The 22,272-nt window shown below is 47.7% G+C and carries 18 protein-coding genes and 1 tRNA gene; 14 read left to right on the top strand and 5 right to left on the bottom strand.

The features are described 5' to 3' along the window. Positions 1 to 35 precede the first annotated feature (35 nt). The 11 genes from IEV98_RS15080 to IEV98_RS15030 all read left to right on the top strand — a co-directional run bounded on the left by IEV98_RS15080 (position 36) and on the right by IEV98_RS15030 (position 13,197). Positions 36 to 404, top strand: a complete 369-nt coding sequence (locus tag IEV98_RS15080) for a winged helix-turn-helix transcriptional regulator (protein ID WP_188506857.1) — start codon at positions 36 to 38, stop codon at positions 402 to 404. A gap of 88 nt (positions 405 to 492) precedes the next feature. Beyond that, positions 493 to 885, top strand: a complete 393-nt coding sequence (locus IEV98_RS15075) for a hypothetical protein (protein WP_188506856.1) — start codon at positions 493 to 495, stop codon at positions 883 to 885. A gap of 115 nt (positions 886 to 1,000) precedes the next feature. Continuing rightward, on the top strand, positions 1,001 to 2,386 hold the full coding sequence (locus IEV98_RS15070; protein WP_188506855.1) for a TolC family protein: 1,386 nt from the start codon (positions 1,001 to 1,003) through the stop codon (positions 2,384 to 2,386). Between the two features lie 9 nt (positions 2,387 to 2,395). After that, positions 2,396 to 5,566, top strand: a complete 3,171-nt coding sequence (locus IEV98_RS15065) for an efflux RND transporter permease subunit (RefSeq protein ID WP_188506854.1) — start codon at positions 2,396 to 2,398, stop codon at positions 5,564 to 5,566. Positions 5,567 to 5,589: 23 nt separating this feature from the next. Further along, on the top strand, positions 5,590 to 6,699 hold the full coding sequence (locus tag IEV98_RS15060; protein ID WP_188506853.1) for an efflux RND transporter periplasmic adaptor subunit: 1,110 nt from the start codon (positions 5,590 to 5,592) through the stop codon (positions 6,697 to 6,699). A 113-nt stretch (positions 6,700 to 6,812) separates the two neighbouring features. After that, a tRNA-Arg gene (locus tag IEV98_RS15055) sits at positions 6,813 to 6,889 on the top strand. A 103-nt stretch (positions 6,890 to 6,992) separates the two neighbouring features. Continuing rightward, on the top strand, positions 6,993 to 8,000 hold the full coding sequence (locus IEV98_RS15050) for an NAD(P)H-dependent glycerol-3-phosphate dehydrogenase (protein WP_188506852.1): 1,008 nt from the start codon (positions 6,993 to 6,995) through the stop codon (positions 7,998 to 8,000). Positions 8,001 to 8,003: 3 nt separating this feature from the next. Next, positions 8,004 to 9,722, top strand: a complete 1,719-nt coding sequence (ggt, locus tag IEV98_RS15045) for a gamma-glutamyltransferase (protein ID WP_188506851.1) — start codon at positions 8,004 to 8,006, stop codon at positions 9,720 to 9,722. Between the two features lie 16 nt (positions 9,723 to 9,738). Then, entirely contained in the window at positions 9,739 to 10,641 is a 903-nt protein-coding gene (gene hemF / locus IEV98_RS15040; RefSeq protein WP_188506850.1) for an oxygen-dependent coproporphyrinogen oxidase, read from the top strand. Between the two features lie 35 nt (positions 10,642 to 10,676). Then, entirely contained in the window at positions 10,677 to 11,924 is a 1,248-nt protein-coding gene (locus tag IEV98_RS15035) for a M16 family metallopeptidase (RefSeq protein WP_188506849.1), read from the top strand. Beyond that, positions 11,914 to 13,197: a M16 family metallopeptidase gene (locus IEV98_RS15030; RefSeq protein ID WP_188506848.1), complete on the top strand. Its 1,284-nt coding sequence runs from the start codon at positions 11,914 to 11,916 to the stop codon at positions 13,195 to 13,197. The genes IEV98_RS15035 and IEV98_RS15030 overlap by 11 nt, the downstream gene beginning before the upstream one ends. A 14-nt stretch (positions 13,198 to 13,211) precedes the next feature. Here IEV98_RS15030 and IEV98_RS15025 read toward each other — a convergent pair whose 3' ends face one another. The 4 genes from IEV98_RS15025 to IEV98_RS15010 all read right to left on the bottom strand — a co-directional run bounded on the left by IEV98_RS15025 (position 13,212) and on the right by IEV98_RS15010 (position 18,720). Continuing rightward, complete coding sequence (locus IEV98_RS15025) at positions 13,212 to 14,489, bottom strand: anthranilate synthase component I family protein (RefSeq protein ID WP_188506847.1); 1,278 nt, start codon at positions 14,487 to 14,489, stop codon at positions 13,212 to 13,214. A 7-nt stretch (positions 14,490 to 14,496) separates the two neighbouring features. Then, positions 14,497 to 15,771, bottom strand: coding sequence for an adenylosuccinate synthase (locus IEV98_RS15020; RefSeq protein ID WP_188506846.1), 1,275 nt, complete (start codon positions 15,769 to 15,771; stop codon positions 14,497 to 14,499). A 169-nt stretch (positions 15,772 to 15,940) separates the two neighbouring features. After that, positions 15,941 to 16,447, bottom strand: a complete 507-nt coding sequence (locus IEV98_RS15015) for a Fur family transcriptional regulator (RefSeq protein ID WP_188507206.1) — start codon at positions 16,445 to 16,447, stop codon at positions 15,941 to 15,943. A gap of 68 nt (positions 16,448 to 16,515) precedes the next feature. Then, positions 16,516 to 18,720, bottom strand: a complete 2,205-nt coding sequence (locus tag IEV98_RS15010; protein WP_188506845.1) for a RelA/SpoT family protein — start codon at positions 18,718 to 18,720, stop codon at positions 16,516 to 16,518. 225 nt (positions 18,721 to 18,945) lie between these two features. Between IEV98_RS15010 and IEV98_RS15005 the strand changes: the two genes are divergently transcribed. Together IEV98_RS15005 and bshB1 are read left to right on the top strand one after the other, a co-directional pair. Next, positions 18,946 to 19,569, top strand: a complete 624-nt coding sequence (locus tag IEV98_RS15005) for a DUF4294 domain-containing protein (RefSeq protein ID WP_188506844.1) — start codon at positions 18,946 to 18,948, stop codon at positions 19,567 to 19,569. A 42-nt stretch (positions 19,570 to 19,611) separates the two neighbouring features. Then, complete coding sequence (bshB1, locus tag IEV98_RS15000; RefSeq protein WP_188506843.1) at positions 19,612 to 20,346, top strand: bacillithiol biosynthesis deacetylase BshB1; 735 nt, start codon at positions 19,612 to 19,614, stop codon at positions 20,344 to 20,346. A 14-nt stretch (positions 20,347 to 20,360) separates the two neighbouring features. Here the strand turns inward: bshB1 and IEV98_RS14995 are convergent, their stop codons facing one another. Next, complete coding sequence (locus IEV98_RS14995; protein ID WP_188506842.1) at positions 20,361 to 20,687, bottom strand: HesB/IscA family protein; 327 nt, start codon at positions 20,685 to 20,687, stop codon at positions 20,361 to 20,363. Positions 20,688 to 21,082: 395 nt separating this feature from the next. On the opposite strand from IEV98_RS14995, the gene IEV98_RS14990 reads away from it, so the two are divergent. Then, positions 21,083 to 22,261, top strand: a complete 1,179-nt coding sequence (locus tag IEV98_RS14990) for a sensor histidine kinase (RefSeq protein WP_188506841.1) — start codon at positions 21,083 to 21,085, stop codon at positions 22,259 to 22,261. Positions 22,262 to 22,272 lie beyond the last annotated feature (11 nt).

The following is a 22,272-nucleotide window of genomic DNA, read 5'->3' as shown; positions in this document are numbered from 1 at the left end:
TGGTAACTAATTACCAAAAGGTAACTATATTGATAATGAAGATTAAATCGAGAAAAAATGTGTCGCCTGAAGATTGTAATGAAGCAATGTTGGCGTTAAGAGATAGTATCGAAATTTGGGGCGGAAAATGGAAATTGATGATTTTGCTATACCTAACCATAAAAGCTAATGACAAAAATTGCTTTATGGAAATGGTTAGAGGGATACCCGGCATTTCGGGTAAAATGCTATCCAAAGAGTTAAAGGATTTAGAAATGAATAGACTTGTCAAACATATTGTCCACGACACCAAACCTGTTACCGTAGAATACACCATGACTGAATACGGAAAGTCTTTCGTTCCTGTAGCCGAACAATTATTGCAGTGGGGAATGTCCCACCGTAAAGCTATTAGGGCAAAATAGTATGTAGGAATAGTTAGAATGTAAAAATAATATGAATGGTAAGCTGTTTTTTTTGTCCTTAACTAAATAAGGCTAAATTCGCGGATTGATGGACTGGACATTGTCAAATACCAAGGAATACTCACAGCGGTGCCTTTTTGTATGCATTGTCGTGGTTTTGGTATTGCTCACATCCTGTCCGGTGAAAAGCAGCATCAAAAGCCTAGCCGGTATTCCGGCTAATACGGAACAGGGCTTAGTTAAAAAAAACGATGTCGTCGGCTCAGAACGATGCGTGGTAGGAGAAACTGCGGATACAAAAATCTCCCCAACCACTTCTTTTCAAACGAATGACTGGTTACCCATCGCCATTCTCGTGGTGACTTTCCTTTTTCTGCCTGGTTATACCTGGCGCAACGAACAATCACATCCCCTTTATGGAAGCCTAAAAATCCCTGGTACTTTACCCATCTTTCTTCAGTACCAGAAACTCATCATTTAATACCCTTCTGACTTTCCTTTTCTCCTAATTGCTACGACGTGGCATTAGGTAACATTGCTATTGTTTTCATTTCAATCGGAGGTCGGCTGCGACCTCTCAAAAACTTTATACGAATATGATAAAGCATATTTTCGTCGCCATCATGACATGCTTTGCTATCGCTGCTATATCTCCATTATATGCACAGCTAAAACAGGAGAATACATTGGGCAGTTTATGGCCAACAGTCGAAAGGAACTATCCCGGTGTAAGTGCAAAAATCTCTGCAATTGACGCTGCAAAGCTCCATGAACGCGCAATAAAGAGCGAAATGCTACCACAGGTAAAAACACAGGTACAACATACTTATGGTACCTATGAAGGTAGTGCTGGGGCATTTTTTCCGCAGCCTGGTTTCTTCAATGTAAGCGGGCAGATCAATGCGTTGACCGGCAGCGCTATGGCAGCCAATAGTTTCGGCTCCGCTACCATAGAATGGGAGTTGTTTTCTTTTGGAAGGCTGCGCAAGGAAAGCGAGGCCGCAGCTACCCTGTTTCGTAAAACCGTAAGCGAAAAGGATGCTTATCTACTTAACCTCAAAAAAGCACTATCCGAACGGTACATTGCCGTTTTATTTCACCATGCGAAACTGACATGGACGGAAAAAAATGTAAATCGCCTCAACACCATACGGGCCATTACGGCCGGTCTTTCGGCGGCTGGCCTAATACCTGCGGCAGACAGCCTGCTTGCATCCGCTTCGTATGTGCAGGCACTGGGTGAACGTGAGAAATGGTTGGGGTATCGGGTGGCATCAGCTATCAAGCTTTCGGAACTGTATGGCGACGATACCATTGATTACACAGCGTCTGTCATCCGTTTCAGTCATCCGGCGGTAAATCAGCCAAAGGGAGTAAACACCGGAAACCCTTCGCATCCGATATTGGATGCATTAGACATGCAGTCACGATACCATAACCTCAGCGGGGAGGCGCAAAAAAGATCGGCATTGCCTTCTTTCCGTGTATTAGGGGGCTATGCCTACCGCGGTACCGGTATTAACCCCAATGGATATGTATCGGGTGCTTGGAATGCAGGGTTTAACAATTCCACCAGCAATATGCTTGTGGGTATCGGCATCACCTGGAACATGACGGATCTCTATACCAACAAGCTGAAAGGAGAGGAGCTTTTTAAGAAAGCAAGAAGTGCGAAGTTACTCCATTCGCAATACGAGCAATCCATACAGGCCGACGTATCTGCATCACGGGCAAAAATCCAGCAACAAGAGGAGCAGCTCAGAAAAACAGGGCTCGCTGTAAAGCAATCGCAGGATGCATACGATATGTACCTGGCGAGGTATAAAAGCGGGCTTATCACGCTGAGTGAACTCCTACAGATACGCCGTTTGCTGGAACAGGCAGAAAGCGTCTATATCGAGGCCTCGCGTGATTATTGGATGCTGCTTGCTTACGAGGCGGAACTCACCGCCGATTTCAATTTTCTGTTTAATAACCTTTAATAACTACGCATGAACCTGATAAGATTTGCATTAAGAAAGCCGGTTGCCATCATGGTCGTGCTATTGGCGATAGCTTTCTTTTCCTACAGCACGATAAAAAAAATAAACATAGACATTTTTCCTGAAGTGGAATTACCCGCAGTGTATATCGCCATGCCTTATGGCGGGCTGTCGCCATCCTATATGGATGGCTTCATGGCCAATGAGTTCCAAAAGGTACTGCTATTTGTAAGTGGGGTAAAGAACATTGATTTCAAAAGCGTGCAGGGACTAACCCTCATGAAATTGACCTTTTATCCCGGAACTGATATGGCGCAAGCTGCCGGTGAGGTCTCCACGTCGGTTTCAAGAGCAATGGGATTTTTGCCTCCGGGCGCCGTTCCTCCCATGGTTGTACGATTTGACGGCAGTTCGCTTCCCGTTGGCCAACTTGTGTTTGAGAGTGACCAACGTTCGGTCAATGAGTTGCAAACGCTTGCCATTACCCGGATAAGACCCATGTTCGTTGAAATTCCCGGCATCACTTCTCCGGCTCCGTTCGGTGGTAATATCCGTTCCATTGTCATCAATGTTGATCCCGAAGCCATGCAGGCCAACGGGTTAAATCCGGAAGACATCACGGCAGCTATTGCCAGGAACAGCCTTCCCTCGCCAGCCGGAAACATCCGCATTGGCGATGAAAACCTGATGGCTCCGATAAATTCCATCGCCAAAGGGCCGGAGGAATTTTTGAATACACCGGTAAAAACAAGGGAAAACCATACGGTATATGTGCGGGATGTTGCCAGCGTAATGGATGGTGCCGACCAGACTGTCGGCTATGCGCTAATCAACGGTAAGCGTTCGGTTTACCTGCCCATCATCAAAAAGGCGGATGCTTCGACGTTGGACGTGGTGGAGAATCTGAAGTCATCCCTGCCCTTGCTGAAAGAACAGCTGCCGGAGGATGTGGATGTCCGTTACGAGTTCGACCAGTCGCAATACATTGAACGGTCGCTGTCAAACCTGATTCTTGAGGGCATCTTGGGTGCTGTTTTCACCGGATTGGTGATCCTATTATTTCTTGGAGACACCCGTGGAGCCCTAATCGTGGTATTCACGATTCCCATTGCTATCCTTTCGGCGGTTACGGCACTGCACCTTTTTGGGCAGACCATTAATATCATGACATTGAGCGGCCTTGCTTTATCCATCGGTATCCTGGTTGATGAGGCCACGGTAACGATTGAGAACATCCACCAGCATATGGAAATCGGAAAAAATAAACAGCGCGCCATTCTGGATGCGCTTCTTGAAATCTCCGTTCCCAAACTGTTGATATTGCTCTGTATCCTTGCGGTGCTAACACCTGCTTTTATTATGACCGGTATCCCAAAAGACATGTTCATGCCCTTGTCCATGGCGGTCGCTTTTGCAATGGTGGCGTCTTTTTTAGCCTCGCAAACCTTTGTGCCGATACTGGCAAATTGGATGATGAAGAACAAACACAACAGGGAAACCACTGCACCCAGAAAGCGGGTGTTCTTTGAAAGGTTCCGGGTGAATTATTCCTACCGGATGCGTAAATGGTCGACCAAATCACTTCCACTTTTCGTTGTGTACATTATGGTAGCGGGGGGCATTGCCGCCATGTTGTTGAACGTGGTCGGCACCGATGTGATGCCGGTTTCAAACAGCGGAGATTTCCAACTGCGTATACAGGCTCCACAGGGCAGCAGCCTTGAAAAGACTGAGCAATTGGTCAGGGATATCACAGAGGATATCGGCAAGCAGGTTCCTGATCAAGGGTTGAACATCACCTCGGCATTTGTAGGCGTGCACCCGGCCGCGTCTCCGATCAACCCCATTTTTCTTTTTACCAGTGCCTCACATGAAGCTTTACTACAAGTGTCCGTTAATCAGGATGTTTACGTCGGTTCGATGGAAGACCTAAAGGAACGCATCAGGAATTCGATTGCTGAAAAGTATCCCGAAGTGCGGTTCAATTTTGAACCGATGGAGCTAACCGAAAAGATTATGGGGCAAGGAGCTATGACACCCATTGAAGTAAAAGTGGGGGCAAACCAGGTAGACGCTGCATTTGCTCATGCGTCAAAAATTGAGACCAACTTAAAAAAGGTTCCCTATTTAAGGGATGTCCGTATTGTCGAAGCGCTAGCCTATCCTACATTGGAAATCGAGGTCAACCGTGATCTCGCAGGGCAGTTCGGACTGACTATGCAGGACGTTACACGGAGTCTCGTCACGGCTACTTCATCCACACGTTTTACCGACAAGAACCTTTGGGTAGATCCGGGGTCCGGATTGGTATTCCAAACGCAGGTGCAGATACCGGAGGGAATCATGGCCTCGGAAGAGCGATTGCGCTCGTTACCGTTGAAAACAGGAAGCCTCCGCCCCGTATTGGACGATGTGGCAACGATACGTAGGATTACCACACCTGCACAAGTAAACCGTAAGGGACCTAACCGTTATGTAACCGTGGTGGCCAACGTATATGGAAAGGATCTGGGCACGGCTTCGGGAGCGGTTGGCCGGGCTATTGTAGATGCTGGAGAACCGCCCCGCGGAACCACCGTTTGGACAGCAGGGACCCTGCAGTTGCTGAATGATACATTGGGTAGTCTTTTGGCGGGTCTAGGCGTGGCGGTCATTGCCATATTCTTGATGCTATCGGCGTACTATCAGTCCGTTAAAGTGCCATTAATCATTCTATCGGTATTACCTGCGGTAATTGCCGGAAGTCTGCTCATGCTTGTCCTTACCGGCAGTACGCTCAATCTCCAATCGTACATGGGGATTATCATGTCGCTTGGCGTGTCGGTATCGAACGCGGTACTGCTGGTTAACCAAGCCGAATATCACCGGAGGCAATTGGCACTTAAGCCCGCCAATGCGGCAAGGCTGGCAGCTTCTTCCAGATTGAGGCCGATATTGATGACTGCCGCAGCGATGCTTGCCGGCATGCTGCCGATGGCAATGGGCGTGGGCGATGGAGCAGAACAGGTGGCTCCGCTTGGCAGGGCTGTTATTGGCGGACTTATTGCCTCCACGGTAACCATTCTGGTGTTGATTCCGCATTTCTTTTCTTCCCTGATGTCAAGGACCTCAATCATCAGCCCGTCGTTAGACCCGGATGATAAGGCGAGCAAGTATTATTCAGAACAACAAACGATATAGCAAAAACTTAAAATAACACGACAATGTTTCGACACATCTCAAAAAATATGACTTCCGCGGTACTGCTAGCAATGACGATCACGTTGACATTCCTGTTCGCCGCATGTTCTCAAGACGAGAAGGAAAAAGGACAAGAGCCGAACGCGGATGTGAAGCCCGCTACGTACCCCACGGCTCCTGTGCAGTTGATCAACCCCGAATATGAAATATCCATTCCGGCCGAACTTAAACCCTATGAACAGGTGGCGGTATATGCTAAAGTTACGGGATTTGTAAAGCAGTTGCATGTCGACCTTGGCGACCGGGTGCGCAAAGGACAGCTTTTGGCCGTATTGGAAGCCCCGGAGATGGAACAACAATACCTTGCTGATAAATCCATGGCGCAAAAGGTACATAGCGATTACTTGTACGCCAAACAGGCGTATGACCGTTTGGTGGATGCTGCTAAAACAGCAGGAGCGGTGGCCCACATTGAACTGGACCGGGCTAAGAGCACCATGGAAAGTACAAGATCGGCCTATGAAGCGTCCAAAGCCGGAGCTGCCCATGCTTCGCAGCTGCAGCAATACCTTCGTATTACAGCTCCTTTCGACGGTGTGATTACCGAAAGGAATGTTTCTGTCGGTGCGATGGCAGGAACCGGGGTTAACGTGCCATTGTTTATGGTGGCGCAGGGACATCGGTTGCGTTTGACATTATCCCTGCCTGAAAAACACGCCTCGTCGGTAAAGCAGGATATGCAGGCTACATTTACGGTGCGTTCACAACCGGGAAAAACGTTCAGTGTTGTACTATCCCGCACGGCTGGATTGCTCGACCAACAAAACCGCTCCCTTACATTGGAGTTTGACGTCAATAATTCCTTGGGCCAATTACAGGGGGGAGAATATGCACAGGCAAAACTAACCTTACAGCGCCATAGTCCTTCCTATTGGGTGCCCGGTAAAAGTCTGCTGAACACACAGTCCGGAACCTATATCATGACATGGAATGCTGGAGAAATCAGACGTATCCCTGTAACGGAAGGTGTCCGATTGGACAGTCTTACCGAAGTATTTGGCGACATTTCCCCTCAGGACAGCATTCTTTTAAAGCCTTCGGCTGAAATCAAAGTGGGCACGATAATCAAGTAAATAATCAGGTACATAACCAGCGGTAATCGCTTTTTTTTGTTCGCTACATAGAGAAAAGAAGACAATAGTTTACAATTCTAACAAATTTACCTAAATTTGCACCGAAATTGGATGCGCCAATAGCTCAGCTGGATAGAGCAACGGTTTTCTAAACCGTCGGTCTCAGGTTCGAATCCTGATTGGCGTACCAACTAGCCTCTTGATGTCCAATTGAGGGGCTTTTTTGTTAGCGACAGGCATTCGAGAAGCGCTGACCAGTTACCAATTTTCAATATCGGTATATTAAGTAAGCGATGGATTTAATAAAACGAACGGTTGGGGTAGTCGGAAGCGGCAGTTGGGCCACAGCGATGATTAAAATGCTGGGCGATAATGAAGTTGATAAAGCGGTCCACTGGTGGGTGCGTAATGGCGAAACGGCCGACTATATCCGTACATACAAGCATAATCCCAATTACCTCAGCGCCGTAACCATCAACATCCCTAAACGTAATATCCACGCAGATGTTTGTGCGGTTATCACACACAGCGATATCGTCATCCTGAATACACCCGCTGCTTTTTTAAAGGACGCCTTGACGGGCGTCACTGCCGAGATGCTGGCGGGAAAGATTGTCGTATCGGCTATCAAGGGCATTGTGCCCGACGAAAATCAGATTGTCGGTGACTACCTTCAGGAACAATACCAAATACCCATAGAAAATATTGCCGTTATCGGTGGCCCCTGCCATGCGGAAGAAGTATCGCTCGAAAAATTGTCATACCTCACCGTGGCCTCCCAGAGTGTGGAGGTAGCGGCATCGGTGGCAGCATTAATTAGCACCCGTTATATTAAAACCAATGTTTCGGACGATATCTATGGAACGGAATATGCAGCGGTGCTTAAAAATATTTATGCGGTGGCGGGCGGCATATGCCGCGGCGTAGGGTTTGGAGATAATTTTCAAGCCGTACTGGTGTCAAATGCAATCCGGGAAATGTCGCATTTTGTGAATGTCGTTCACCCGATAGCGCGTGACATCAAAGAATCGGCTTATTTGGGGGATTTATTGGTAACCGCCTATTCTCAATTCAGCCGTAATCGTACTTTTGGAAATATGATTGGCAAAGGCTATTCCGCCAAATCGGCACAGTTGGAAATGAATATGGTGGCCGAAGGATATCATGCATCAAATTGCATTCAACAGATTTGCTTGAAATATGATATCGAACTGCCTATCTGCAATGCGGTATATAATGTGCTGTATCAGCATCGGTCACCTTCGGCAGAAATGAAATTATTGGCTGATAAACTAACATAATGAATGAAGAGGTATTTACCTATCGGTAGAAGCGTCCGGCTATACCAGTTGCTGGCCGTCTTTTTGACGATTGCCATCACTTCATGCGGCGCGTTTCGGGAGAACAAACGCTCGTCAACGTATCATCGTGGCATGGTGGTTACTGCGCACCCCGAGGCATCGGCCGTGGGTTTGCAGATACTCAAAGATGGCGGTAATGCGGTGGATGCGGCCGTGGCGGTTCAATTTGCGCTAGCGGTGGTGTACCCCAATGCGGGCAACATCGGTGGCGGCGGCTTTATGGTTTATCGCGATGCCGACGCTGGTTTCGCTTCCCTGGACTTCCGGGAGGCCGCTCCCGCGGCGGCCACGAGGGATATGTACTTGGACGAGCATGGCAATCCGATTGTCGACCTTAGTTTGCGTGGACAGCTGGCCTCGGGGGTACCTGGTGCCGTTGACGGCATGGTGAAAGCACACCAGCGTTACGGGAAACTGGATTGGTCCATACTGTTACAACCCGCTATCCATTTGGCGCGCAATGGGTTTGCCATCACTGCCATGCAGGCGCAGGAACTCAACGGCAGAAAGGAAAGTTTTGAAAAATATAACCCCAAGGGGACAGCCTTCGTGAAGGCGGACGAATGGGCAGCCGGAGACACCCTGGTGCAGCTGGAACTTGCCCATACTTTGGTATTGATTAGTGAAAAGGGCAGAGCGGGTTTTTATGCCGGTGAAATCGCCGATCGGATTGTTGAAGAGATGGCCAGCGGCAATGGCATCATCACGTATGACGATTTGAAAAACTATGAGGCCAAGTGGCGGGAGCCCGTCGTTGCGAGCTATCGCGGACATCGGGTTGTATCCATGCCACCGCCATCGAGCGGTGGGATCGCATTGATATCGATGCTCAAATCGGTAGAGGCTTATCCGTTGTCCGATTGGGGCTTCCAACAGGATTCAACTATGCGCGTGATGATTGAGGCCGAACGCCGGGTATATGCCGATCGGGCTACACACCTCGGCGATCCCGATTACTACGAGGTGCCCCAAGCGATGCTCATTGATTCCGCATACAACGCGGATCGGATGCGTAATATGAATTTCAGTCATGCTTCCTTCAGTAGTGACATCTATGCAGGTGAGCTTTCCAAAATCGAGCACGAGGAAACCACGCATTTCTCCATTGTCGATGAAGAGGGAAATGCGGTGGCCATCACGACAACCATTAATGGTTCTTACGGTTCGCAGGTCGTGGTGGCGGGTGCTGGCTTTCTACTGAATAACGAGATGGATGATTTTTCGGTCAAACCCGGCGCTCCGAATATGTATGGTCTGATAGGCGGTACTGCAAACGCCATCGAGCCTGGCAAGCGCATGTTAAGTTCGATGACTCCGACGATATTAGAAAAGGACGGCGGATTGTTTATGGTAGTGGGAACGCCTGGCGGATCTACCATTATGACCTCGGTATTCCAAACCATCCTTAATGTGGTGGATTTTGAGATGGATATGCAAGAGGCGGTTTCGGCACCAAGATTTCATCACCAGTGGTTGCCAGACGAGGTAGCTGTCGAAAAGGATGCCATTAGCCAGTCTGTTCGTCATTCGCTAACTAAAACCGGCTACAAATTGATCAATCGGAACGCCATTGGCAGGGTTGACGCGATACGGGTACTGGCTGATGGTAGCTTGCAAGGAGGAGCTGATCCCCGCGGGGATGATGTGGCCCTGGGTTATTAGACTCCGAAAATATGTAATGATGGATAAACAACAGATAGCTGAACGATATAAAATCCTCCAAGACGAGATATGCCGCGGGCTGGAGGCACTAGATGGAGGGTCAACTTTCGTCGAGGAGCTATGGCAGCGCGAGGGCGGTGGTGGTGGGCGAACCCGCATTATCCAAAATGGTTCGTTTATCGAAAGGGGCGGTGTAAATTTTTCAGCGGTACATGGTGTGTTGCCCGAACAGATTAAAAATGCATTTCAGGTAGATGACGAAGATTTTTTTGCGACAGGTGTTTCCATTGTAATCCATCCCAATAACCCATTTGTTCCGATTATTCACATGAATATCCGGTATTTTGAATTAAATGAAAAGGTGAGGTGGTTTGGTGGCGGCATCGATCTGACCCCTCATTATATTCAGCTGGATGATGCGTCTTATTTTCATCGGCAACTCAAAAATATTTGTGATCGGTACAGCTCTTCATTCTATGCGGAGTTCAAGGCATTTGCCGACCGCTATTTTTACATCAAGCATCGGGCGGAGACACGCGGCATCGGTGGTATCTTCTACGATAGGCTCACTCCCGAAAAGACATTGGTATCCTGGGAGGATCTTTTTGATTTTTCATGTGCTGTGGGCGATGCATTCGTGCCCACCTATGCCGAACTGGTCAATAGAAACCGGCACCGGACGTATACCGAGCAGCAGAAACAGTGGCAATATCTTCGGCGCGGACGGTACGTGGAATTCAACTTGGTGTATGATGCCGGAACAAAATTCGGATTGGAAACCAATGGCCGTATCGAATCCATTTTAATGAGCTTGCCCCCACACGCCCAATGGATGTATGATTTCAAGCCGGAGCCGGATAGCGACGAAGCGTTTACCTTGTCAATGCTCAAAGGGGGGGTAGATTGGCTAGCTCAATAACAACGTTTTATATGGATACCAACTCACATTAAAGGATGGTCACATTCGATCGATTTATATTGGCCAATGGCCTCCGCGTACTGGTACATCAAGATGAGGCTACACCCATGGCCGTTGTCAACATATTGTATGACGTCGGCGCGCGAGACGAAGATCCGGGGCAAACGGGATTCGCGCATTTGTTTGAACACCTGATGTTCGGTGGCTCTGTTCATATTCCCCACTATGATGGCCCATCGCAGGCCGCGGGTGCGCAGAATAATGCATTCACCAGCAACGATATCACCAATTATTACATCACGTTGCCGGCAGCAAACCTCGAAACCGCATTTTGGTTGGAAAGCGATCGTATGCTCGGACTGGCATTCAACGAGAAGAGTCTCGAAGTACAACGCAATGTGGTTTGCGAAGAATTTAAGCAACGGTATCTCAATCAGCCCTATGGCGATGTGTGGCTACGATTGCGACCGTTGGCTTACCAGATGCACCCGTATCGGTGGGCAACGATCGGCAAAGAGCTTGCGCATATTGAGCAAGCGAGGATGGATGATGTCAAAGCCTTTTTTGCAAAACATTATACGCCCGCCAATGCCTGCTTGGTTGTAGCGGGAAATGTCGATACCGATACGGTAAAGCAGCTTGCTGAAAAATGGTTTGGCCCGATTCCCGCCACGGGGAAATACCTCCGGCAACTACCGGCGGAGCCCGAACAGCGGGAGGCCCGCCGGGAAGTGGTACGTGCCGGCGTGCCGCAGAACGCGATTTACGTTGCTTTCCATGGTCCTGCACGCCTCGATGAAAATTACCATGCTACGGATTTGATTGCCGATGTGTTGGCACCCGGCGCATCTTCTAGGCTGTATCGCCGGCTGGTGAAGGAGCGTGAACTATTTAGCGAGATCAATGCGTATCAAACGGGGAGTTTGGATCCGAATCTGTTCGTGGTGGAGGGCAAGCTGCTGCCCAACGTAAGTACGGAGGAAGCCGAGGACGCGATCTGGTCTGAATTGGAGCGGCTCAGCAGCATCCCGATTGAACCCTACGAACTGGAAAAGGTGAAAAACAAGGTAGAATCGACACTGGTTTTTGCCGAAATGGCCATCCTGGAAAAAGCGATGAATCTCGCGTATTTTGAACTACTTGGCGATGCAGCCGAATTTAATCGCGAGGTAGATCGTTATCTAGCCGTCTCCGCTACGGATATTCAACGGCAAGCGCAACACCTGTTTAGGAAAGAAAATTCGTCAACTCTTATTTACATAAGCCAAGAAGATGCTAGATAGAACATCACCTCCCGTTTACTACCCAATCAGGGATTTTGATTTGATCGAACCCAAGCATATCACGTTCCCGAATGGGCTGCAAGTTTTTATGTTCGATGCCGGAGAGCAGGAGTTGGTGCGGATTGAATGGGCCTTCGGGAATGTTTTGGCCGATGAACATCATGCCTTGTTGAATACGTGTGCCTGTGAATTATTGCTCGAAGGAACGTCCACCCATACCAGTGCACAACTGGCCGAACTGGTGGATTTCCATGGCGCGTTCCTTATCCCGACGGTTGGTTACGACCAATCCTCATTGACGTTGTTTTCCCTCAACAAGCACTTGGATCGTTTACTGCCTTTGGTGAAAGATGTGCTCACCGATTCCATTTTTCCTGAAAAAGAGCTGACCACCTATATCCGCAACAACAAGCAAAAGCTGCAAGTATCGCTTAAGAAAAATAGTTTTGTTGCCCGTAGGCTGTTTAATAAAACGGTATTTGGATCGATGCGGTACGGTTATGTGCCCGATGTGTCAGACTACGACCGGATTACGCGTGATGCGCTTTTGACGTTATTTCGTCAACAATACCAGCCGTCAAATGGCACCTTGATCATTGCTGGCAAGGTAACAGACGAGGTACTCCTCAGGTTGGAGTCACTTTTTGGCGTTGAATGGCAGGCCAGCGGAGCAGCTACGCCGTTGGATATTCCGCCATCGCCCCTCATCATCCCCGACGGATCGTTGATCGTGGATGAACGCGCGGATGCGCTGCAATCCGCTATCAGGTTGGGCTGCCAAAGCATCCAGCGATCCCATCCGGATTTTCCGGGCTTGCAAGTACTCAACACGTTGTTGGGCGGTTATTTCGGCTCCCGGTTGATGGCCAATATCAGGGAAGACAAAGGCTATACCTATAACATCGGGTCGGGGCTGGCATCGCTCAAACATGGCGCTTTCTTGACCATCGCCTCGGAAGTCGGCGTTGACGTGACGGCAGCTACACTTGCGGAAATCGAGAAAGAGATAAACAAGTTGCGTAAGGAACCGGTCGCCGAATCCGAATTGATGTTGGTACGCAATTACCTGATGGGGTCGACATTGGGAAGCCTCGAAAATGTGTTCTCACATGCCGATAAATTTAAAAACGCTTACTTTTCGAATCTTGGCCTGGATTACTACGACTACTATACGAATGTTGTGAATACGATCACACCGGATGAGATCCTTAGGCTGGCAAATACATACCTGGATTATGATCGGATGGTAAAGGTTGTTGTAGGCCGACTGTAATAACCACGTATTGGTTACTGGCTTTTCAGTACTTCAAACAGCGCTTTCCCTTTTAACAAACACTCATTGTATTCTTTTTCTGGATCGGCATTGTCGGTAATGGCACCCCCTGTATGGAAAGAGAGGTAGCCATTTTCGGCGTTGTATAGCATCGTCCGGATGACCACGCTGAAATCATAGTTGCCCTGCGGGCTGAAGTAACCCAGTGCACCCGAATAGACTCCCCGGCGACTGTTTTCATATTGGTCAATCAATCTCATTGCACTGATTTTCGGCGCTCCCGTCATCGAACCGGGCGGGAAGGTGTTTTGGATGGTTTCCGTAGTGCTTATCCCTTCACCTATCTGGCAGGTGATGGTTGAAATTAGTTGGTGTACTTGCTTGAAACTATGTATCTGAAGCAGCTCGGAGGCCTTCACGGTACCTGGCTGGGCGCTACGCGTAAGGTCGTTCCTGACCAAGTCTACGATCATGATATTTTCACTGATTTCCTTTGGATTCGTAGCAAGGGTCGCCTTTATTTGTTCATCCTCGGCGGCATTTTTACCTCGGGGCGCCGTTCCCTTTATCGGTTGCGAAAGCAGGGTTGTTCCATTTTTAGATAGAAAGCGCTCGGGTGAGGCGGACAAAATGTATTTCTCACCAAATTTGAAAAAGCACGAAAACGGAGTTGGAGATACTTCATTGAGTCGCCGATAAGCACCCAACGGATTGAGGGTTGCCTTTTCCGCAAAGAATTCCTGGCAAAGATTCACTTCATAAATATCTCCCTTACGGATATGGCGCTGCAAGTTTGCAAAGGCCGAAAAATAGGTGGATCTATTCATCCGGTATTTCAGTCGCCCATCAAATCCCAGAGGCTCATCAGTTATTTCAGTTGTTTCGATTTGCTGAACGATGGTCTGGGGATCAGCTCCCTTGATTTCAACATTATATTGCCCGATAAGAAGCGTATACTGCGGTACAAAGAAATAAGCATCAGGAAATTCAGCAGGATTTGGGTGTTGGGAACGAAGGTCCTCCAGCTCGTTTTTTAAATCATATCCCAGAAATCCAGGTACCCAAGTGTTGGGGTGTGCATCGAGGAAGCGCTGCAATTTGGTGAAGGTATCTTGGCCGTCCGACAAAAATGATGCAGCAGCCCCCACAGCAACGAACACATTGATATTGCCATAGTTATCGCGATAGCCATTGGAGTCCAGGTAGCACACATGATCAAACTGCGCTGCCCATTGCAGTGCTTTTTGGACAAACGTATCGCCATCCTCAAGATGGCACGCTAATGATACCATGGGAATATCAACTCAATAACAGCGTCTGCTTACGATCAGGTCCTACCGAAAGGTAGGTGATGGGTACACCGAGGTGCTGTTCTAAATAATCGATATAATCCTGTAATGTTTGCGGTATCTGTTCAGGCTCCGTAATGCCGGATAAGTCCTCATTCCACCCCTTTAACGATTCATATACGGGTTCGGGCTCGATACTGATGATGTCATAGGGCATGTAATCGATCTTCTCCCCGTTTTGGATATAGTGGGTACACACCTGTATGGTATCGAATCCACTCAGCACATCAGCCTTGGTCATTACCAGATCGGTAACCCCATTGAGCATGATTGCATATTTGAGTGCCGGGAGGTCAATCCATCCCGTACGGCGTGCGCGCCCGGTCGTAGCACCGAATTCGTGACCCAATTGGCGTAGTTTTTCTCCAGTTTCATTTTCCAATTCGGTAGGGAAGGGACCACCGCCTACACGCGTACAATACGCTTTGAAAATGCCGATGACCCGTCCAATCTTTGAGGGGGCGATGCCTAAACCCGTACAGGCTCCCGCAGTAGTCGTGTTAGAGGAGGTAACGAAAGGATAAGAGCCAAAATCGATGTCCAGTAACGTGCCTTGCGCGCCTTCGGCCAGGATGCGTTTGTCATCTTTGAGGTATTGGTTTACCAAATGCTCGCTGTCTACATGGGGAATGGTCTTCAGGAATTCCACGGCTTCCATAAATGCTTGCTCGCGCTCACTGAAATCAGGAATCGCTCCATAATGGGATAGGATGGATTTATGTTTCTCAACCAATCGCTGGTAGCGATCCATAAAATCAGGTAGTGTCGTATCGCCGACCCGCAGGCCGTTTCTACCTGTTTTGTCCATGTAAGTAGGGCCTATTCCCTTGAGGGTAGAACCAATCTTGCCGGCGCCCATTTTGCTTTCCGATGCTGCATCGAGCAGCTGATGGGTGGGAAGGATGAGGTGAGCCTTTCGGGCAATGACCAATTTTCCTGTGGCAACCGGGTCAAAGCCATTTTTCTTTAACGTATCAAGTTCCCGCTTGAGGATGATGGGGTCGATGACCACCCCGTTTCCGATAAGGTTCAACGTGGCTTCATTAAAAATCCCCGATGGGATGGTATTCAAGACGTATTTTTGATTGTCAAATTCCAAGGTATGTCCAGCATTTGGTCCGCCCTGGAAACGGGCAATCATATCATAAGTCGGGCAAAGCACGTCCACAATTTTGCCTTTCCCCTCGTCGCCCCATTGCAGGCCCAGAAGCACATCAACTTGCATAGTTTTATCAGCGTTGAAAAATTACAAACATTAATTATTAGAGAAAATGGTAAGCATATCCGCCCGCAAAGCTAACATTATTTTAATATTCTCCGCTTCATAAATCGAAAAGCCGGGATCAAGTTCACCTTATCGGGATATGGGATGGGCGGTACTGCAAGGCCAGCGCTCAATGGGTTTCCACCAGCTCGCTTTTCGTCGGGGCAGACACATCCCGTACAGGATCTTTTTTGGCAGCGCAGTCATTACACACACCATACAAATTGAGTGAATGGTGCTTGATTTCGAACTTCAAGAGCTCAGCCACCATGCTTTGGATTTGGTGGATCCGTGGATCGCAAAACTCGACGACCTTACCGCATTCGATGCAGATAATGTGGTCATGCTGCTTGTACCCGTATGATTTCTCAAATTGTGCCATGTTCTTGCCAAATTGGTGTTTGGTTACCAAATCACAAGAAACAAGCAATTCCAGGGTATTGTACACCGTAGCCCGGCTCACCCTGTATTTTTTGTTTTTCATGTGGATATATAACGACTCCACATCAAAATGGTCGTTTCTGGAATAGATTTCTTCCAGAATCGCATAACGTTCTGGTGTCTTGCGCAGACTTTTATTTTCCAGGTACGCTTCGAAAATCTTTTTTACCGTTTGGTAATTCTCCGTTTGAGTCATCATCCGAAAGTTAAACGTACAAATTTACATATAATTGGTTGGATATCCAAGTTGGTAAACCCCGTCAATTAAGCGGAATCAAAACGGGTGATTCCCGTAATTCCTTTGATTTGCTTTAGGTGCCTAATGAGCGTTTCCAAATGGGCGGTATCATTTACAAAAATCATAATAGATCCTTCAAAAATACCATCATTACTGGAAATCATGATGGAACGGATATTTACTTTGAAATCGTCCGAAATGACTTTGGTGATTTTGTTTACAAGCCCCACGTCATCGATGCCCACGATATGCAACCCGGTAAGGAAAGCCAGCTCCTTTTGGGAGGTCCACTTCGCCTTTACAATGCGGTAACCGTAGTTTGCCATCAATTTGGCCGCATTGGGGCAATTGGTTCGGTGTATTTTGATGCCATCATTCACCGTAATGAAACCAAAAACGTCGTCACCCGGAATGGGATTGCAACATGGGGATAACGTGTAGTCGATTTTCTGCAGGTCATCACCGATCAAGAGTGTTTCGTAATCCTTTTTATTGATTTTTTCAACCAGTCCGCTAATATGTGAATTGAATTGCTGCCCATTTTGTTGCCCGGCGTTTTTTTCATTGGCCGCGAATTCCTTGAGATTTTTGATGTCAATCTCTCCCTTGGCCACATTGTAAAACAGATCCTGCGATGACGGGAATTTGAAGTGGGCCGTCAGCTTATTAATGTTTTCGGTGTTGTACGTGATTTTTATCGATTTGAGCTTTCGTTCCAGGATTTCCTTGCCATCTTCGGCGACCCGCCTTTTCTCTTCCTTAAGTGCCGATTTTATTTTGGATTTAGCTTTCGCTGTGACTACAAAGTTGAGCCAGTCCTCCTTGGGTGTTTGCTTGCTGGAGGTAATGATTTCCACCTGGTCGCCATTTTGCAGGTTATGACTCAAGGGTACCAATTTGTGGTTTACCTTGGCACCGATGCAACTGGCGCCGAGATCGGAGTGTATCTCAAACGCAAAGTCGAGTGCCGTTGCATTATGCGGAAGTTGGATCAGTGCGCCTTTGGGCGTGAAGATGAAAATCTCATCCGAAAAGAGATTCATCTTGAAATCGTCGAGGAAATCCATGGCATTGGGTTCAGGATTACTCAAAATCTCCCTTACCTTCTGTATCCACTGGTCGAGTCCGCTGTCGGAATTGGACTCTTTATACTTCCAATGTGCCGCAAATCCTTTTTCCGCAATTTCATTCATCCGCACGGTGCGGATCTGTACTTCCACCCATTGGCCTTTTGGCCCCATTACTGTGGTGTGCAGCGATTCGTAGCCATTGGCCTTTGGTGATGAAACCCAGTCACGCAACCTATCGGGGTTGGGGCGATAGAGGTCTGTGACAATAGAGTACGCTTTCCAGCAATCGGCTTTCTCGTTTTCCGGATCGGAATCGATGATGACGCGGATGGCAAACAGGTCGTATACCTCCTCGAAAGGGATGGATTTCTTGCGCATTTTGTTCCATATCGAATAGATGGACTTCGGCCTGCCGAAGACCGAGGCCCTAATCCCTTGCTCATTCAGTATTTCCTTGATGGGCTCCACGAAGTTCTGGATGAAACGTTCCCGTTCTGCCTTTTTTTCATTCAGCTTCTTGGCAATGAATTTATAGGTGTCCGGATCCGTATATTTCATGGAAAGGTCTTCCAATTCGGACTTGATGGCGTAGAGGCCGAGGCGGTGGGCCAACGGCGCATAGAGGTATGACGTTTCGGATGCGATTTTCAGCTGCTTGTCGCGGGGCATAAAATCCATCGTACGCATGTTATGCAACCGATCGGCCAGCTTGATGAGAATAACGCGGACATCATCCGCCAACGTCAGTAGCATTTTCCGAAAATTTTCGGCCTGCATGGAGCTATTGGGGTCAAATATGCCGGATATTTTGGTCAATCCATCAATAATGCGGGTTACCTTTTTGCCAAAATCACGCTCAATATCTTCTAGGGTGATGTCCGTATCCTCCACGACGTCGTGCAACAATGCGCAAACGATAGACGTGGTACCCAATCCGATTTCCTCCGCGGCGATTTGGGCCACAGCAATGGGGTGGTAGATGTACGGCTCCCCGGATTTGCGTCGCATGTCTTTATGGCTTTCCAAAGCCATGTCGAATGCCTTACGTATCATCTGCTTGTCGCCCCGTTGCAATGTAGGCTTGCATGCACGTAATAGTGCGCGGTACCGTTTTCGTATTTCTTTGCGCTCTGCCTCTAAATCAATCACCAATTCCTTCATACCTATCACCGTTGTTGTTGATAATTTCTATATTTCCACCATAAAAGTTGTCTCTCAGTTGTAGCGGAGAGACAGCCAAAGTTGCTTTTCTATTTAACATGATTATAAATTGTATATAAAAGCAACTTTGTCTAAGTTTGTATATCCGTAATGGATTATTGGACGCGTTTTTCGTCTTTTTGTTTAATCATATAAATATACGGATAATTTTGAATATTGCATAAAATGGGTTGCTTCCGAGTGGTGTTATTTGTAGGAGCCGTGTTACTTGTAAGTAGCGTGATGGCGCAAGATACGCTTTCCGGGCGATCGCAGGCCCAACGGCCGCAACCCCGGCTTGTGCCCACAACCGAAGTGGAGGGAGAGCGCCTGCCATGGATGTTGATACCTGAAGTTGACGTGACGCGCAAACGTATTTTCAAAAGCCCGGAAGATAAGGCGCGTTACCTGAGGCTGCGTTACAACGTAATCAAGGTGTTGCCGTATGCAAAATACGCGCAGAGCAGGTATCAGCAGCTTTATCGTGACTTGGCCGTGACCGGCAACCGGCGCGAGCAAAAGCGATTGGTGAAAGCTTGTGAAAAGGAAATCAAAGACATGTTTAATCGGGAAGTGAAAAACCTGACCATCTCACAGGGAGAGATACTGATTAAGCTCATCGACCGTCAAACAGGCAATTCCAGCTATGAGGTGGTCAAGGAATTAAGAGGTGGGGTCACCGCTTTTTTCTACCAGTCCGTTGCCCGCGTATTTGGGCATAACCTCAAAAGCACGTATAACGCGGAGGAGGATTTCGAAATAGAGAATATTATCCGGAGCCTGGAGCGGCCTGCCTATCGGTATTTTTGAATACTTCGTTAATTTTGGGCCGAAATCATTGTGTACATAACTATGGGAAATAATAATAAATTGGATATTTTGGTCATTGCCGTTCATCCTGATGACGCCGAGTTGGGTTGTGGAGGCACGATTCTTAAACATGTGGCAATGGGCAGGAAGGTTGGAATCGTTGACTTGACACGAGGGGAGTTAGGTACCCGCGGAACACCGGAAACCCGCGATGTGGAAGCGCAGGATGCAGCCGCGAAGCTGGGGGTATCAATCAGGGAAAACCTGGGCTTCCGCGATGGCTTTTTTCGTAATGACGACGCGCATCAATTGCAGGTCATCCAATCCATACGCAAATATCGACCAGACATCATCATTTCCAATGCGCTGTATGACCGGCATCCCGACCATGGACGGGCAGGTGATCTCATTAACGATTCGGTCTTTTTAGCAGGTCTACGTAAAATAGAAACCGCTGATGGCCGGGTTACTCAATCCCCACATCGTCCGCGCATGGTACTGCAATTGATCCAGGATTACTACATTAAGCCGGATATCGTCGTGGACGTCACGGATCAGTGGGAGGGTAAAATCAGTGCGATCAAGGCGTTTCAATCCCAGTTCTACAACGACGGATATACGTCTGACGAGCCTGAAACCTACATTTCAAAGCCCGATTTCTTGGAATACATCGAGGGCCGGGCGAGGGAATACGGTAAATATATCGGAGCGAAGTATGCCGAAGGATTTACCTGCCGCAGACTGTTGGGCGTAGACGATTTATTTGCATTAAGATAACTGGATAAAAAGCTTCACACCGCGAAGCTCTCGCCACAAGCGCATGTGCGTGAGGCATTGGGGTTATGAAACTCAAACCCTTTTCCATTGAGGCCATCCGAATAATCCAGTTCAGTGCCCGCCAAATACAGGTAAGATTTTATATCCAAGCAGACCTTGATGCCCTTGTCTTCAAAGAGCTGGTCGCCCTTCTTTTCTTCGTTATCGAAGTTCAATCTATAACTTAATCCTGAGCAACCGCCGCTTTCCACTGCTACCCTCACGAAATAAGTACCATCATAGCTTTCTTTGTCCATGATGTCAAGGATACGTTGCTTTGCTTTTTCTGTTATTGTTACCATCCGTTGCGCATTTAAATGTGTCCGAATCCGATAACTACTTAGCTACCCAACCCGCTACGTTACAAAGGTCGTAATATTTAAATGATATTGCAACGTATAGCGTTTGCTCGGTGTCATATTTATTGACTGTGGTTTAAACCGATACTTATATATTCTATAAAAAAAATCTCTTTCGAAATAAGCGCTTATTTGATCGGTCGGACTGCCATCCATTAACCTATGAAATAAAAAATTTCTTCAATTACTTTGCGTACTTTTGTACGATGACCTCTAAACTTCTTCAAAGAGTAGCAGGATATATTAGTCGATACCTTAGTTTTTTAATCGGTAACCGGGCGATATTGACCCTGGAAAACCGGCTATTCAATTCGATTTGCCTGATTGCCATTTTTATTATGGCTTTCAATATTCCCTTCAACTATTTTTCTGGATTGGAGGCGACTGCCGTCATTTTTGCCGTTCTTACCTTGATCCTTGTATACATCTATTACCTGGCTCGTTTTCAGCGACGGATGGTGCTGAGTGTAGCGATATCATCGGGCTTGGTTGTTTTTCTGTTTGCAGTCAATTATTTCTTCAGCGCAGGGATTCGCGGTGCCTCACTGCTGTCATTCATGCTGGCGTTTATACTCATCATCATCGTTTCGCCAAAAAAACTGTATGGTCTTTGGGTGGCGCTTTGTCTGCTTGTCGTATTTAGCTTGTTGTTGATTGAATATCATCATCCCGAACTGATTCGGGTTTCCTATGCAGATGAAAAGGCCTTATTTATCGATATCGCGTTCACTTACGGAACAGGTATTGTCGTCAGTTTCTTTAGCCTATTTTACCTTAAGGAAGCTTACAACAAGGAAAAAAGGACAGCCGAGCAGAAAACGATTGAACTCGAGCGATTGAATGACGAAAAACTCAAGCTATTTTCCATCATTTCGCATGATCTACAGGCGCCTTTATCTTCCCTACATAGCTACGTCCGTTTGATTGCCAGTGATCGGCTTACGCCGGATGAGCGAAAGCAGGTGGAACGTGGGCTGGCCAATGCGCTGCACGGCTCGCAAGAAATGCTTTCAAATATGTTAGTATGGTCCCAAAGCCAGTTGCGCGGATTCCGTTTGGAACTGGTACGCAATAATATACAGCATGTACTTCAACCAGTTATTGATATTCAAAAGATTTATGCCAGCCAGAAGGGCATTACGCTGGGCGCTGACATCGACGGTGCGCTGCACGCGCTGATAGATCGCGATATGCTTCAATTGATCGTCCGAAACCTCGTTGCCAATGCCATTAAGTTTACACTGCCGGGCGGGCTTATCCGGGTCATTGTTACGCAGTCTGACACCTATTGCCAGATTGTTGTCGAAGATAACGGAATCGGTATACCCAAGGAACAACAGGCGGGTTTGTTTTCGTTAAAGACACGGTCCACGTACGGTACAAACAACGAGCGTGGCATTGGGCTTGGATTATTTCTTTGCAACGAGTATGCGCTTGCACAACGCGGACTCCTCACATTCGATAGTGAGCAGGAGCGGGGCACCCGGTTTTGTTTGCTGTTGCCGTTGGTGGATTGAACGAATGCACG

Origin of the sequence: Parapedobacter pyrenivorans (assembly GCF_014636865.1) — a bacterium.
Lineage (GTDB): Bacteria > Bacteroidota > Bacteroidia > Sphingobacteriales > Sphingobacteriaceae > Parapedobacter > Parapedobacter pyrenivorans.
The sequence above is the reverse complement of the archived record's forward strand: the minus strand, read 5'-3'. Positions and strand labels throughout refer to the sequence as shown.

Excerpts from the sequence above, each read along its gene's own strand:
- IEV98_RS15080 (WP_188506857.1), top strand. The coding sequence starts at position 36 with ATGAAGATTAAATCGAGAAAAAATGTGTCGCCTGAAGATTGTAATGAA.
- IEV98_RS15075 (WP_188506856.1), top strand. The coding sequence starts at position 493 with ATGGACTGGACATTGTCAAATACCAAGGAATACTCACAGCGGTGCCTT.
- IEV98_RS15070 (WP_188506855.1), top strand. The coding sequence starts at position 1,001 with ATGATAAAGCATATTTTCGTCGCCATCATGACATGCTTTGCTATCGCT.
- IEV98_RS15065 (WP_188506854.1), top strand. The coding sequence starts at position 2,396 with ATGAACCTGATAAGATTTGCATTAAGAAAGCCGGTTGCCATCATGGTC.
- IEV98_RS15060 (WP_188506853.1), top strand. The coding sequence starts at position 5,590 with ATGTTTCGACACATCTCAAAAAATATGACTTCCGCGGTACTGCTAGCA.
- IEV98_RS15050 (WP_188506852.1), top strand. The coding sequence starts at position 6,993 with ATGGATTTAATAAAACGAACGGTTGGGGTAGTCGGAAGCGGCAGTTGG.
- ggt (WP_188506851.1), top strand. The coding sequence starts at position 8,004 with ATGAAGAGGTATTTACCTATCGGTAGAAGCGTCCGGCTATACCAGTTG.
- hemF (WP_188506850.1), top strand. The coding sequence starts at position 9,739 with ATGATGGATAAACAACAGATAGCTGAACGATATAAAATCCTCCAAGAC.
- IEV98_RS15035 (WP_188506849.1), top strand. The coding sequence starts at position 10,677 with ATGGTCACATTCGATCGATTTATATTGGCCAATGGCCTCCGCGTACTG.
- IEV98_RS15030 (WP_188506848.1), top strand. The coding sequence starts at position 11,914 with ATGCTAGATAGAACATCACCTCCCGTTTACTACCCAATCAGGGATTTT.
- IEV98_RS15025 (WP_188506847.1), bottom strand. The coding sequence starts at position 14,489 with ATGGTATCATTAGCGTGCCATCTTGAGGATGGCGATACGTTTGTCCAA.
- IEV98_RS15020 (WP_188506846.1), bottom strand. The coding sequence starts at position 15,771 with ATGCAAGTTGATGTGCTTCTGGGCCTGCAATGGGGCGACGAGGGGAAA.
- IEV98_RS15015 (WP_188507206.1), bottom strand. The coding sequence starts at position 16,447 with ATGACTCAAACGGAGAATTACCAAACGGTAAAAAAGATTTTCGAAGCG.
- IEV98_RS15010 (WP_188506845.1), bottom strand. The coding sequence starts at position 18,720 with ATGAAGGAATTGGTGATTGATTTAGAGGCAGAGCGCAAAGAAATACGA.
- IEV98_RS15005 (WP_188506844.1), top strand. The coding sequence starts at position 18,946 with ATGGGTTGCTTCCGAGTGGTGTTATTTGTAGGAGCCGTGTTACTTGTA.
- bshB1 (WP_188506843.1), top strand. The coding sequence starts at position 19,612 with ATGGGAAATAATAATAAATTGGATATTTTGGTCATTGCCGTTCATCCT.
- IEV98_RS14995 (WP_188506842.1), bottom strand. The coding sequence starts at position 20,687 with ATGGTAACAATAACAGAAAAAGCAAAGCAACGTATCCTTGACATCATG.
- IEV98_RS14990 (WP_188506841.1), top strand. The coding sequence starts at position 21,083 with ATGGCTTTCAATATTCCCTTCAACTATTTTTCTGGATTGGAGGCGACT.